The sequence below is a fragment of the Biformimicrobium ophioploci genome, from assembly GCF_030270605.1.
GTDB classification, from domain to species: Bacteria; Pseudomonadota; Gammaproteobacteria; order Pseudomonadales; family Cellvibrionaceae; genus Biformimicrobium; species Biformimicrobium ophioploci.
In genome coordinates, this window is the sequence record NZ_BSYJ01000003.1 from 207,956 (window position 1) to 221,143 (window position 13,188).

11 protein-coding genes are annotated in these 13,188 nt (G+C 60.7%); 5 read left to right on the forward strand and 6 right to left on the reverse strand.

What is annotated here, in order from left to right; genetic code table 11:
• Positions 1-6 precede the first annotated feature (6 nt).
• Positions 7-3,060: a D-2-hydroxyglutarate dehydrogenase YdiJ gene (gene ydiJ, locus QSJ80_RS07625; protein ID WP_285764292.1), complete on the reverse strand. Its 3,054-nt coding sequence runs from the start codon at positions 3,058-3,060 to the stop codon at positions 7-9.
• A 199-nt stretch (positions 3,061-3,259) separates the two neighbouring features.
• Between ydiJ and QSJ80_RS07630 the strand changes: the two genes are divergently transcribed.
• From QSJ80_RS07630 to QSJ80_RS07645, 4 genes are all read left to right on the forward strand, one after another.
• Positions 3,260-4,453 carry a pyridoxal phosphate-dependent aminotransferase gene (locus tag QSJ80_RS07630; protein WP_285763836.1) on the forward strand — a complete coding sequence of 398 codons (1,194 nt, stop codon included), beginning with the start codon at positions 3,260-3,262 and terminating at the stop codon, positions 4,451-4,453.
• 15 nt (positions 4,454-4,468) lie between these two features.
• A complete protein-coding gene (locus QSJ80_RS07635) occupies positions 4,469-4,948 on the forward strand; it encodes an Lrp/AsnC family transcriptional regulator (protein WP_285763837.1) in 480 nt (159 codons plus the stop codon).
• A gap of 135 nt (positions 4,949-5,083) precedes the next feature.
• Positions 5,084-7,129, forward strand: a complete 2,046-nt coding sequence (locus QSJ80_RS07640; protein WP_285763838.1) for a DUF3857 domain-containing transglutaminase family protein — start codon at positions 5,084-5,086, stop codon at positions 7,127-7,129.
• 6 nt (positions 7,130-7,135) lie between these two features.
• Positions 7,136-8,254, forward strand: a complete 1,119-nt coding sequence (locus QSJ80_RS07645; RefSeq protein ID WP_285763839.1) for an SEL1-like repeat protein — start codon at positions 7,136-7,138, stop codon at positions 8,252-8,254.
• A gap of 170 nt (positions 8,255-8,424) precedes the next feature.
• On the opposite strand, the gene QSJ80_RS07650 is transcribed toward QSJ80_RS07645, so the two are convergent.
• The 5 genes from QSJ80_RS07650 to QSJ80_RS07670 form a co-directional block, all read right to left on the reverse strand.
• Positions 8,425-9,549, reverse strand: a complete 1,125-nt coding sequence (locus tag QSJ80_RS07650) for a helix-turn-helix domain-containing protein (RefSeq protein ID WP_285763840.1) — start codon at positions 9,547-9,549, stop codon at positions 8,425-8,427.
• A gap of 12 nt (positions 9,550-9,561) precedes the next feature.
• Positions 9,562-10,158 carry a lytic transglycosylase domain-containing protein gene (locus tag QSJ80_RS07655; RefSeq protein WP_285763841.1) on the reverse strand — a complete coding sequence of 199 codons (597 nt, stop codon included), beginning with the start codon at positions 10,156-10,158 and terminating at the stop codon, positions 9,562-9,564.
• A gap of 39 nt (positions 10,159-10,197) precedes the next feature.
• Positions 10,198-11,928 carry a proline--tRNA ligase gene (locus QSJ80_RS07660; protein WP_285763842.1) on the reverse strand — a complete coding sequence of 577 codons (1,731 nt, stop codon included), beginning with the start codon at positions 11,926-11,928 and terminating at the stop codon, positions 10,198-10,200.
• Positions 11,929-12,137: 209 nt separating this feature from the next.
• Positions 12,138-12,530, reverse strand: a complete 393-nt coding sequence (locus tag QSJ80_RS07665) for an HU family DNA-binding protein (protein WP_285763843.1) — start codon at positions 12,528-12,530, stop codon at positions 12,138-12,140.
• The gene (locus QSJ80_RS07670) at positions 12,517-12,732 is read right to left on the reverse strand and encodes a hypothetical protein (RefSeq protein ID WP_285763844.1); all 216 of its coding nucleotides are present in this window, start codon (positions 12,730-12,732) and stop codon (positions 12,517-12,519) included. The genes QSJ80_RS07665 and QSJ80_RS07670 overlap by 14 nt, the downstream gene beginning before the upstream one ends.
• Positions 12,733-12,934: 202 nt before the next feature.
• Here QSJ80_RS07670 and QSJ80_RS07675 point away from each other — a divergent pair, with 202 nt between their 5' ends.
• Positions 12,935-13,180 carry an FmdB family zinc ribbon protein gene (locus QSJ80_RS07675; RefSeq protein WP_285763845.1) on the forward strand — a complete coding sequence of 82 codons (246 nt, stop codon included), beginning with the start codon at positions 12,935-12,937 and terminating at the stop codon, positions 13,178-13,180.
• Positions 13,181-13,188: the final 8 nt, after the last annotated feature.

Consider the following 13,188-nt stretch of genomic DNA (forward strand, 5'->3'; position numbering starts at 1 on the left):
TTCAGGTTACGCGCCATCGCGCAGCTGTGCCAGCAGTGCCTGCAGAGGATGGCGTACTTTTTCACCTTCGAGGCGCGATATCTGGCAGCGGCAGGAGTAGCCTGTTGCCACCAGGTTCTGGCGGTTGGTCGCGGTGGCGACGGCAGGCCCCCAGGACTGGCGGTAAATACGTTCTGAATCCTCGCGGTTGGCCGCTTCGTGGCCGTAGGTTCCCGCCATGCCGCAACAGCCCAGCTCGGCAATCTGCAACTCCTGGCCCAGCGCTGAGAACACCTGCTTCCAGTCTGCCATGGAGGCGGTGGCGTTGGTGCGCTCCGTGCAATGGGGCAGCATCTGGAACTGGCCGCCGCCGAAGCGCCCAGCCTGCTCCTGTAGTTGCTGGTGATTTTCTGCGAGCCACTCCTGCAGCAGCTGCACGGGTGGGGCCTTATTGCCCATCAACTTTTTATATTCGGAGCGGTAAGTCAGCGTCATCGACGGGTCTATGCCCACCAGCGGCAGGTTTTCCGCCGCGAACAGGTTGAGCATGGCGGCGTTATCGATGGCCGCGCGCTCGAACTGGGCCAGAAAGCCGTGCACGTGCAGGGGCTTGCCATTGGGCTTGAACGGCGCGAGAAAGGGTACAAAGTCCAGCTTGCGCAGCAGGCGCATCACATCGAGCACCAGCTCTGCCTCGAAATAGGAGGTGAACGCGTCCTGTACAATGATCACCGCGCGGCGCCTCTGCAATGGTCCAAGGGAGGCGATGGCCTGCGGCGTTGCAACCGGCATGCCCGCCTTGTTGCAGAGTTGCTGCAGCGACTTGCGCGAGAGCTGCGGGTTGTCCACCAGCCCGCCGAGGCGTGCCAGCGCCCAGCGCACGGCGGGAAGCCGCAGCGGCCAGTTGTACAGTTGCGGCACCCGGGACAGCGCCGGTAACAGGAACTCGAGGCTGCCTACCAGGTAGTCCTTCATCGGGCGCAGATAGCGGCCGTAATACAGCTCCAGGAACTGGCTGCGGAATTCCGGTACGTTAACCTTGATAGGGCACTGCCCGACACAGGATTTACAAGCGAGGCAAGCCTGCATCGATTCATTGATCTCGTGGCTGAAATCATACTCGCCGCGTTTTTTCGCCAACGTATTCTTGATGCGTCCCGGCAGGCTGGTGATAAAGCTCTGCTCGCGTACAAGGTTGCTCTGCTGGACCGGGTCCACGCCGCGCTCCCCGAGCAAGCGCAGCCACTCGCGCACCAGCGATGCACGCCCCTTGGGGGAGTTGAGCCGGTTGCGCGTGCCCTTGTAGGACGGGCACATGGCATCGTCCGGATCCCAATTGAAGCAGGCTCCGTTGCCGTTGCAGTAGACTGCCTCGCTATAGCCTTCCCACACCTGTACCGGGATCTGCCGGTCCAGTTCGCCGCGGGTGGTGACCTCATCGATTTTCAGCAGCTGGCTGTTCTCACCGGGCGTGGCGATCTTGCCCGGGTTCAGCTGGTTGCGGTGGTCGAAGGCGGCCTTGATCTTCTGCAGTTCCGGGTACAGCTCGCCAAAGAATTCCGGCGCGAATTCCGAGCGCACGCCCTTGCCGTGCTCGCCCCACAGGAGGCCGCCATACTTGCGTGTGAGCTCCACCACCTGCTCGGTGATGGGGCGGATTTTTTCTGCCTGTTGCGGGTCCTTCATGTCGATGGCGGGACGCACATGCAGAACGCCCGCGTCGACATGGCCGAACATGCCGTAGCTCATGCCGGCAGAATCGAGCACCTCGCGGAACTCCCTGATAAAGTCGGCCAGGTTTTCCGGAGGTACTGCGGTGTCTTCCACGAAGGGGATGGGGCGTTCCTCGCCGCTGGCGTTGCCGAGCAGCCCGACAGCGCGCTTGCGCATGGCCCAGATCTTGCCGATCTCCGCATGGCCCCGGGCGATGGAGTAGGCAAAGCTCTTGCCGGCCTGGCCGCTGGCTTTATCCAGCAGGCTACAAAAGTTCTGCAGCGCAGCATCCAGCTTGTCTTCGCTGTCCGCAGTGAATTCCACCAGGTTGATACCGCGGATGGCGCGCTCCCCCTGGGGGAAGTACTCACTTACCTTGTGCCAGACGATATCTTCCATCGCCAGCTGTAGCACCCTGCTGTCTACGGTTTCAATGGAGGTCGGGCCTGCACGCATCAGGTCTGTGGCATCGGCAAGTGCGTCCTGGAACTGGTCATACTGGACGTTTACCAGGGCCGCGCACTTCGGAATGGGCACCAGGTTGAGCTTGGCTTCCGCAATAAAGCCCAGTGTGCCCTCGGAGCCACACAGTACGCTGTTGAGGTCGAACCTGCCGGCGTCATCATAGATGTGCGCGAGGTCATAACCGGTGAGGCAGCGATTCAGTTTCGGAAACTTGGCCTCGATCAGTTCGGCCTGCTCGCGCGCGATACGGTCTACTTCGCGGTGTACATCGGCCACGCGGCTGTCGCCATGACAGATGCCCTCGAGGGTGGCCCGGTCGATCGGGGCGGACTTCCACAGGTGGCCGCCGAGCAGCACCGTATCCAGTTCCAGCACATGGTCGCGCGTCTTGCCATAGAGGCAGGAGCCCTGGCCGGAGGCATCGGTGTTGATCATGCCGCCGATGGTGGCGCGGTTGCTGGTGGACAGGTCGGGGGCAAAAAACAGCCCGTGCGGCTTGAGCGCGCGATTGAGCTGGTCCTTGACCACACCGGTCTGCACCCGTGCCCAGCGTTCTTCCACATTGATTTCCAGGATGCCGTTCATATGGCGCGACAGGTCAACCACCAGCCCATCGGTCAGGGACTGGCCATTGGTGCCGGTGCCGCCGCCGCGCGCGGAGAGGACGACGCCATGGAAACGGGGTTCGTCCGCGAGGCGTGCGACACACTGCAGGTCGCTGCTGTCCCTGGGGTATACCACCGCCTGTGGCAGTACCTGATAGATGGAGTTGTCCGTGGCGAGCACTGTTCGGGAAGCGTAATCCGGGCAAAGGTCGCCGCGAAACCCCTCGGACTTGAGGGCTTCGATAAATTCGAGGTACAGGCTCTGAACGTCAGACAGTTCGTTGAGGGCGGGGATCATTGCAGCCAGGTCCATCTAATGCGGGTTCCGCCATTGTATCCGTGGCGCGGTAAGGCGCAAGAATGACGCAGAAAGTAGCCGAATTTTCTGCGGAAATTGCCGTATAATCTGCGGCAGGCGCGGAATGGGTGGTCTTTATCGCTAATTGCTGGGTAGCCCGATTGTTAGAGTACAGCGATTCCAAGCAGCGGTTACTTTCATGTTCAAGCCATCTTTCAGCAAACGCAGCGATATCGTCAGCCGGCCCGGCGGCGAGGTCTGGGCGGTCAGCGACAGGGCCCGCGAGCGCGCTGACGCGGGCGATGACATCATCTTCCTGTGTGTCGGCGACCCGAATTTTGATACGCCCGAGCCGATCCTGGATTACGTGCGCGCACGGCTGGGAGTGGGGCGTACCCATTATTCTCCGGCTGCTGGTGAGCCGGTACTGCGCAGCGCCATTGCCGCGATTGAAACCCGGGTGTCTCCGCACCCCTGTTCTGCCGATGACGTGATCATTTTCCCGGGCGGCACTAACGCGATCTACAGCGTCCTGTCGTGCCTGCTGGATCCGGGTGACAAGCTGGTGATTCCGGAGCCGATGTATATCGGCTACGTGGGGATCGTGGATGCGCTGCAGCTGCAGGTGCAGCCCGCGGCTTTTTCGGCCGCGGAAAACTTCCGCTTCGATATCGAGGTGATCAAGGCGGCGATCACCGACGAGACCCGCGCGGTCATGATCAATACTCCCGGCAACCCGAGTGGTGCCATGGCGACTCCGGAGCAACTGCGTGAACTCGCCGCCTACTGCCGCGAGCGCGGTATCTGGCTGATTTCCGATGAGGTGTATTCGATGATCACCTTTGCCCGCCGCCACACCACCCTGCGCGCGGCGGCCGAGCACCTGGATAACATCGTGGTGATCGATGGCCTTTCCAAGTCCCACGCCATGAGTGGCTGGCGCCTTGGCTGGGCGGTGGCGGAAGGGCCGCTGGCAGAACGGCTGGCGGACTTCGGTGGCGCCACCATTTTTGGTTGCCCGCAGTTCATCCAGGACGCCGCCGCATTCGCGCTGGAGTTCGACCGTTACTTCGTCGAGGAGATGCGCTCGGCTTATGAAGCGCGCCGTGACCTGGTGGTGCAGCGGGTCAACCGGATCCCGGGTATCCGCTGTGAGGCGCCTGAGGCCGGTATGTTTGTAATGGTGGATATCTCGCAGGTCGCCGATTCCAGTCTCGCGTTCGCCGAGGAGCTGCTGGATGCGACCGGGGTCTCTGTTCTGCCTGGCGAGGCTTTCGGGCCTGGTGCCGCCCGGCATGTGCGGGTGACCCTGGCGACTTCGGAGATCGAGTTGTCCCGGGCGCTGGACCGAATCGAGGCGTTTCTGTCTGTGCGGGCTTCCGGCGCGGCGTAACAGTAAGGATTAGCAGTGAAGATAGACCGACACAATTTACTGATTCTCAAGGCGCTGCAGGAGAACGGACGAATCAGCAATCTGCACCTGAGTGAGGCAATCGGCCTTTCCGAAAGCGCCTGCCTGGCGCGGGTCAAGAAGCTGACCTCGGAGCGCTATGTCCGCCGGTTTTTTGCCGAGCCCAACCTGGAGAAGGTGCGCCACGCCGAGTTTTACGTGAACGTGGCGCTCAAGCGGCAGGACGCGCGCACCAGCACCGGTTTTCGCCAGGCTATCGACGCACTGCCGCAGGTGGTCTCCTGTGTAAAGGTGTCCGGTGAGTTCGACTACATCCTGCACTTTGTCTGTCCCGATGCGGCGGACTTCAATCGCGTGTCGGAGCAGCTGCTGGCGGATGAGAACGCGGCCATCTCCCGTATGACTTCCCAGCTGGTGATCGAGAACACCAAGCCTTTCAGTGGCTACCCCCTGGAGATGCTGTTCGCGGATGACTGATCAACCGCAAACCGTTCAGTAGGCGTTTTATTTTGCACTTTCCGGGCCGCTCCGGTAGTGTACACGCCGAGCGGTGAAATTTTGTACAGTAGGCAAGTCCGGACACCGCAACAACAATCAGAAGCGGTATTCGGAATGAAGCTCTCACACCTGCTGGTTACCTTGACCGGTGCTCTGTATCTATTGCTGGCCAACACCGCGGGGGCGAACGCGCTCTCGCCCGGGGCGAGAGAGCAGAAGACAGATGTTCAATATTCAGTGGCCGCCGAGCCGGAGTGGCTGCGCCCGGTCGCGGTACCACCCCTGGACGCACCGCTGCCGGCGGACGGTTCCGGGGTGCGCTATATCCTCTCCGATACCCAGGTCAACACAGCGGCGGAAGAAAAGCAGGAATATTCCCGTTACATTTCGCGAGTTGTGCACCAGTCTGCCCTGCGTGAAGTTTCCAATATCAGCATCGGCTTCCTGCCGGCATTCCAGAAGCTGACGGTCCACAGTGTGCGGATCCACCGCGACGGCAAGGTAATAGACAAGCTGCCGTCGCTGCAGTTCCGCCTGTTCCAGCAGGAATCCCAGCTCGACAATGACATGTACATGGGCTCCTGGACTGCGATGGCGATCCTGGAAGATGTGCGCGTGGGGGATGTGGTCGAGTACAGTTTCAGCCGCACCGGCTCCAACCCGGTACTGGGTGCGCGGCATTTCGGGCGCGAGACGCTGGCCTGGAACGTGCCCGTGGACAAGGTGTCCGTGCACCTGATTTCCCCGCTGCCGAGCCAGTATCGTGTGCATGCCGCGGAAATCCCGGTGCAGGAAAGCCGCGCTGGCGATAACTATGTCTACTCCATCGAACGCACCAATGTGGCCGGTGTGCGCGAGGAAGATGGCGCGCCGCAGTGGCTCGCACCTTACCCGTATTTCGAATACAGCGCGTTTTCCGACTGGGCCCAGGTCACTGAGTGGGCCACTGCCCTGTACCCGCTGGATGCGGAACTGCCGGCCGAGTTCGAGAAGCTGGTAGACAGCTTCGATCAACCCGACAAGCTGGCCGCTGCAGCGGCTATTGCACAGTGGGTCCAGGACAATGTGCGCTACTTCGGCATCGAGATGGGCGTCAACTCCCACAAGCCGACCCCGCCAGCAGAGACTTTCCTGCGTCGCTTCGGGGACTGCAAGGACAAGACCATGTTGCTGGTTGCCGCGCTGCGGCGTCTCGGCTTCGACGCGGTGCCAGCACTGGTCGCGACCCAGGAGAGCATGGATCTGCCCAGAAGGCTGCCGTCGCCCGGGGTCTTTGACCACGTTATTGTGTCCTTCAGCCATGAGGGGGTGCGTTACTGGATCGACCCGACGGTGACCGGCCAGCGTGGTGGCATCGTGGAAATGGCCATGCCGGAACTGCACTTCGGCCTGCTGGTGGAGCAGGGCACTGCGGCGCTGACCGAAATCCAGGCACCACACGAAAAATCCCTGCTGGGCAGTGTGGTCGCCCAGGAAGAGTTCATTGTCGATGCCGACGGCGTGGGCGCGGACCTGAACGTGGTGACGACTTATAGCGGCTGGAAGGCCGAACAGGTACGCAACTATTTCCAGTACGCCGGCGCGCGCGAGGTGACCAATAATTTCGTGCAGCACTATGCGCAGCAGTTCGGCCAGGTGCAGGCCCGTGACAATATCCGGCTCGAGGAAGTGCCCGGCAGCAATACGCTGCGCGTGCTGGAATCCTATCGCCTCGAACGACTGGGTGACCTGCATGGAGGGCGTCGCGTGGTCGCACTGCAGTCCTCAACGGTCGGGGAAAACCTGGTGCTGCCAACCGTGCGGGTGCGCAAGCAGCCGCTGCAGTTGCCGCATGTAACCGACGTTTCCCATATCATCACCCTGCGCACACGCAGCCCGGATGCCCTGCTCTGGGCCGGGGCCGAGGAACAGTTTGAAAAGAACACAGACTGGTTTTCCTATTCCCGTTCCCTCGAGCACCAGGAAGACGGCCTGCGCCTGCAATTCCGTTTCCGCAGCAAGCAGCCCGAGGTAAGCGCGACTGGCTTTGATAACTATGTCGAAGCGGTTAATGAAATTGAAGGCACGCTCTCCCACCGAATCTGGATGCGTAACTCATCCGAGAATGAAAGCCGCCGCGAGCGCATCAGCCGCCTCGCCAGCCAGCTGATCGGGGAGTAAGTGCCAGTGCGATTCAACAACGCGTTGCCAGTCATTGCTGCGATCTGCCTGTCGCTTGCCGGCTGTGCGAGCGCGCCGTCGAAACAGGCTAGCGAGCCGGGGCAGTTCAGCCGTCTGGTGCAGGACTGGCAGGTGAGCGGTAACAAGCCGGCTTACCCCGAACTGTGGTCGGCCTATGTCCAGACCGGCCAATACGAAAACTGGCTGGAGCAGAAGAATCTGCGCGATGCCCTGCGCTCCACGGACGGCGAAGTTGCCTGCGAAGGCGTCGACTGGAATGAAATCTCCGGGCTGCACTTCTGGTCTGTCTCCACCCACCTGGACGCGGCGGACTGCCTCGATCGACTGGGTGACAGCACCGCTGCGGACTTCCACGAATCAGCCGCGAGCATGCTGGTCACTGGCATGCTCGGCAGTGGCGATGGTCTCAGTGCGGCTACCGCATTCGAAGTGCCGGTGTGGTCGGAGGCGGATGAACTGCTGGAGCTCGCTGGTTACGAACTGCTGGATAACTACGTAGAGCTCGACGCGGAGAGCGGCCGGTTGTACTACGTGTTGGTTGGCAACCAGCGGGACAGCGGCACGCAGCGTCATTTTTACTTCCAGAACCAGCAGGTACTGGGGCGGTTGCTCGGGGTCGGGGAAGTGTCCGGCGAAGCCACCGGGGATCTGCCAATGATGCAACAGGTGGCTTTTGTTGCCGGTATTGCAGACCAGGTTTATTCCGCAAAGCTGGCCTGGGCCGAGATTTCAAAAACGGCGGAACGCTATGACATCGCGGAGCAGTGGTACCAGAATTCCATTGCTGCCGGTGGCGTAGTGGCTTCCTATCGACTTGGCCTGATGTGCCTCGAGCGCGGCATGCAGGAAGCGGGTACTTGCGTCGACTACCTGCTGGACGCGGCTGAAATGGGCTATATCCCCGCAGTGGTTGCTGTGGCCTATGCGCAGCGGGAAGGGCTGGGTGTGGAAGCCGACCCCTTGATGGCAGAACGGCTGTTAGCTGGCGCCCGCAAACGTATCCAGCCCGCAGCCATTGAGCGTGCTCTCGCGGCGGTTGCTTCCGCGCGGAATTATTCTCTCAGGGCTGCGCTGGACGATGGCGATGTGGAGCCGATGCCGTAACTGAAAAAAAGAGGCGGCACTGGGCCGCCGGCCGGTATATGCGGCAAGGGGACGCAAAAATTCAGCAGGCTGAATTTCAACACACGCCGCGGATCTTAATGAACGGCTGTAAAGCTGGCCAATGAATAATTCCAATGCTGGCATTTAGGCGTTGTTGCCAGGCGTTGTTACTAGGTGTTGTCGCCGTTGCCCTCGAGATGGCGGCGCCGGTACTCGGTGGGGGTGACGCCGTGGCGGCGCTTGAACGCCGCGTTGAACGGACTGATGGAACGATAGCCCACATCCAGTGCGATACTGAGCACCGGCAGCTTTTGCTGCTCCCGCAGTGCCAGTCGTTCGCTTGCCTCATCAAGGCGGTATTTGTTGAGGAAGTCGTTGAAGTTACGGAAGCCAAGGCGCTTGTTGATCAGGCTGCGTAACAGGTGTTCCTGCGAACCCAGCTGCTCCGCCAGTTCGCGAATGGTCAGCCCGGTCTGACGATACCCACCCGCATCCATGCTGGCCTTGAGCGCATCGAGCAGGCGTTGTTCCGCCGGCGCGATTACCTCCGGTTCTGCACTCTCTGTTTTATCTTCGGTACTGGTCTTTGCGGCTGCGCTGTGTGCTTCCGCGGGAGCCACCGGCTCTGGCATGGATTCATTCAGCATGCCCGGCGACAGCGCCAGCAGCGCGTAACCGGTCGCGAAGGCCAGCAGCGTGGCAAATATTGCGTGGAGCAACTCGAGGTTGGCCGGTACCGGCAGGTACTCGAACAGGTACTCGGCGCAGATCACGATCACAAAGTAGATGCCGATAAAGATCATCAACCCGGCGCGAATATTGCGGCGCGACTCCACCAGGTCAGACTGGTACTGGCGCAGCAGGGTGAACATGCCAAGCGCCACCAGCGCAATCTTGAATGGCTGTGAAACCGAATACAGCAGCGTGGCAAGCTCATCCGCGTTGGGCCCTACCGGGTCGTAAGTTCCCATGCGCGTCGCGGCCAGGTGGATGGCACAGCTCAACGCGATCAGTACCCAACCCCAGAGTGGAAACGGGGCCTCCTCGTCACAGAGCGCATGGGCGAACAACCAGAAAGCACCGGGAATCAGCAGGGTAAAGAGCTCCAGGGAAAACGACAGGAGCGGCACACCACCGGGGGTGAGCGGGCGGACCAGGTAGCAGATGATGCCCACTAGCAGCAGTACCAGCCAGCGCCCGGCGTTGCTGTGGCGATTGTTGACGACAACTTTGATAAGGGTCAGGGCAAGCAGAGCAGAGGCCGCGCCGGTGAGGAAACTGTAAGACGTATTCACTGCGTAAGATCTTTAGCGCCAGCGGTTGGCCCAGGCGTCGAGGACCTTGCTGCTGTAAGTGTGGCGGCCGTAGCTGCCATTGTAATAGGCCAGCGCGTTGGGCATGTTGCCCTTGGCCTTCTCGATGTAGTGCTTGAGGATGGCGCAGCCGTAGCGCAGGTTGGTCTCAAGGTTCATCAGGTTGTCATCGGGGCGGCCGATTTCATGCTTCCAGAAAGGCATGACCTGCATGATGCCCCGCGCACCCACGCGGGAAATTGCGTAAGGGTCGAAGGCGCTCTCAATCTGGATTACGGCAAGTACCATTTCCGGGCTGACCCCGGCCCTGGTGGCCTCTCGGTGCACCGCCTTGAGGATGTGCATGCGCCTCTCCGGGTCCTTGATATACCGCTCCAGCGGGGCGGATTTTGCCATCAGCCAGACCTGCGCATCGTACTTGTCTTCGAAACTGGCCGGGTCCTCCATTGCAGACAGCAGTGCGAGGCGGGCGGAATCATCGACGTTACCGGCCCTGTCTATGCTGCGGGCCCTTTCATTGGCATGCAGCGGATTGCTGAAAAGCGTCGAAAGGAGCAGGGCGGCGAGCAGGGGAGTGCGCAGTCTTCGCATGGCAGTGGAGGCCGCCGTTGCCGGCGGCATACCCGATTTTTATTGGTTATTCAGTTTTTCCAGGATGAAGGCTTCAACGTCACCGGCAGCCACATCGGTGGATTCCGCATCACGCCGCCCCTTGTACTCGACAGTGCCCTTTTCCAGGCCCCGGTCGCCAATCACAAGGCGGTGTGGGATGCCCATCAGCTCGGTGTCGGCCAGCATGACGCCGAGGCGTGCCTTGGGCTCGTCCATCAAGAGTACATCATATCCAGCGGCGGTGAGCTGTTCGTAAAGTGCTTCACACTTTTCACGTACCGCATCGCTCTTCTGGATGTTGATCGGCACCAGGGCAAGCTGGAACGGCGCAATCGCCTGCGGCCAGATGATTCCGGCGTCATCGTGGTTCTGCTCGATGGCTGCGGCAACAATACGCGAAACACCAATACCGTAGCAGCCCATGGTCATGATGGTGTCCTTGCCCTGCTCATTGAGCACGGAGGCATTCAGTGCCTTGCTGTACTTGTCACCAAGCTGGAAGATGTGCCCCACCTCGATGCCCCGCTTGATCTCCAGGGTACCCTTGCCATCAGGGCTTGGGTCTCCGGCTTCAACATTGCGGATGTCCTCGATACGCTGCGCTTCGGCATCGCGGCCCCAGTTGGCGCCGGTGTAGTGGTAGTCATCCTTGTTGGCGCCGCAGGTGAAGTCGGCCAGGTGTGCAGCCGAGCGATCGATCACCATCGGAATCTGCAGGCCGATTGGGCCGAGGGAGCCGATGCCACAACCGAGCTCTTCCGCGATACGGGCCTCCGGTGCAAACTCCAGCGGGCTGGCGATGCCCGGCAGCTTCTCTGCCTTGAGCTCATTGAGTTCGTGGTCGCCACGCAGGATCAGTGCCACCAGAGGCTGCTGACCCTCTTCGTCTGCCTCGCCCAGTACGATCAGGCTCTTCACCGAGCCAGCGGCCTCTTCACCCAGGAATGCGCAGACGTCGGCAATGGTTTTTTGCCCCGGGGTGTGCACTTCCGCAAGTTCCGCCGCAGGGGCAGGGCGCTCTCCGGCCGGGGCAATCGCTTCCGCCAGCTCGACATTGGCGGCGTAGCGGGATTCGGAAGAGAAGGCGATATCGTCTTCGCCGCTCTCGGCCAGTACATGGAATTCGTGTGAGGTGGAGCCGCCGATGGAGCCTGTGTCGGCCAGAACCGGGCGGTAGTCGAGACCGATACGGTCAAACACTTTGCAATAGGCGGTATGCATCTGGTCGTAGGTCTGCTGCAGGCAGTCCTGGGTGGTGTGGAAGGAGTAGGCATCCTTCATGGTGAACTCGCGCGCGCGCATCACCCCGAAGCGCGGGCGGATTTCGTCCCGGAACTTGGTCTGGATCTGGTAAAAATTTGCCGGCAGCTGGCGGTAGCTGGAAATTTCATTGCGGATCAGGTCCGTAATCACTTCCTCGTGGGTCGGGCCGAGGCAGAACGGGTTGTTGTGCCGGTCCTGCAGGCGCAGCAATTCCGGGCCGTACTGTTGCCAGCGGCCGGACTCCTCCCAGATTTCCGCGGGCTGGACCACCGGCATCAACACCTCCTGGCACCCGGCGCGGTTCATTTCCTCGCGCACAATCTGCTCTACCTTGCGCAGTACGCGCAGCCCGGTGGGCATCCACGTATACAGGCCAGAGGCCAGCTTGCGGATCATGCCGGCGCGCAGCATCAGCTGGTGGCTGATCACGACGGCGTCTGAGGGCGTTTCTTTCTTGGTGGCAACTAGGTAGCGGGATGCACGCATAATCGGTTTGACTGCTTCTTTTAATAGGGGGAAATCGGCTGCCATTTTACGCAGCGAGGTCGCGGCGGTACAGGCCTGCGGCCATTTAAGCGCCGGTTGTCTCTAAGAGCGTCTTAAAGGGGCTCTCGGAGAGTGTCTCTGCGGGCGCAGGCCTGAAACGAAAAAGCCCCGCGCAGGCGGGGCTTTGGAAATGCCTGGAATATGCCGTATCAGGACTCGGCCATTTCCTTCATCTTCTTCAGCGGGCGAATCTTGACCTGAATGCTGGCCGGCTTGGCCTTGAATACGGTCTCTTCACCGGTGAACGGGTTGATACCCTTGCGGGCCTTCTTGGCCGGCTTCTTGACGGTAGAGATTTTCATCAGGCCCGGCAGTGCGAACTCGCCAACGGAGCGCTTCTTGATGTGGCCGTGGATCACGTCGGTCAGCTCGTCCAGGACAGACTGAACCTGCTTCTTGGTCAGTTCAGTATTCTCTGCGATCTGGGTGAGGATCTGGGTCTTGGTGAACTTCTCGGAGATAGCCTTGACCTTCTTGGCTGGAGCCTTGGCTGCAGCTTTTTTCTTGGCTGGTGCTTTCTTGGCAGATTTACGAGCGGCCATGATGATATTCCTTTTTTTGTAGAGTTATATCCAATTGCGCACCCCTGAGATCGCGCAATTTCCGCAAGTATATATGGATTTTTTTTGCTTGCACCTTAAAAACAAGGGGAAAAAGTGCTTTTTTTCGGAAAAGCAGCGCTTTTTCGGGCAAAAATATCCCAATCTGGCGAAGAAGCGAGCTGCGGGCAGACTCGCCGGCCATCAGGCTCCTGCATCGGGGCCGGTGCGCCGGTCAGCATTTCCTGTTATTTGAGGGGTGTTTTGCCGGATATTTGCCGCTGCGGTACCTTCGTCTGCGCGATCGCCTCATGTATAATCTGCGCCCCCCGGCCACCGCCGCGCCTGTCTGGAAGGCGGCCGCAGAGCCGGGTCTTTAGGTCGGAATGATCAGGTTCGAGGTAGCAATGCCAATTTACGAATATGAATGCAAGGCCTGCGGGCACAGGCTCGAAGCGCTGCAGCGCATGAGCGACGCTCCCCTGAAGGACTGCCCTTCCTGCGACAAGCCGGAGCTGGGTAAGCTGGTTTCAGCCGCCGGTTTCCGCCTCAAGGGCGGCGGTTGGTATGAAACCGACTTCAAGAGCAGTAACAGGAAAAACCTGGCCGGTGACAGCAAGGGTAGTGCCCCTGCCAAGACCGGTACCGATTAAGTAAAACC

Bases quoted from the DNA above. Each gene is read 5' to 3' on its own strand.
- ydiJ (WP_285764292.1), bottom strand. From the start codon at position 3,060: ATGATCCCCGCCCTCAACGAACTGTCTGACGTTCAGAGCCTGTACCTC.
- QSJ80_RS07630 (WP_285763836.1), top strand. From the start codon at position 3,260: ATGTTCAAGCCATCTTTCAGCAAACGCAGCGATATCGTCAGCCGGCCC.
- QSJ80_RS07640 (WP_285763838.1), top strand. From the start codon at position 5,084: ATGAAGCTCTCACACCTGCTGGTTACCTTGACCGGTGCTCTGTATCTA.
- QSJ80_RS07655 (WP_285763841.1), bottom strand. From the start codon at position 10,158: ATGCGAAGACTGCGCACTCCCCTGCTCGCCGCCCTGCTCCTTTCGACG.
- QSJ80_RS07660 (WP_285763842.1), bottom strand. From the start codon at position 11,928: ATGCGTGCATCCCGCTACCTAGTTGCCACCAAGAAAGAAACGCCCTCA.
- QSJ80_RS07665 (WP_285763843.1), bottom strand. From the start codon at position 12,530: ATGGCCGCTCGTAAATCTGCCAAGAAAGCACCAGCCAAGAAAAAAGCT.
- QSJ80_RS07670 (WP_285763844.1), bottom strand. From the start codon at position 12,732: ATGGCCGGCGAGTCTGCCCGCAGCTCGCTTCTTCGCCAGATTGGGATA.
- QSJ80_RS07675 (WP_285763845.1), top strand. From the start codon at position 12,935: ATGCCAATTTACGAATATGAATGCAAGGCCTGCGGGCACAGGCTCGAA.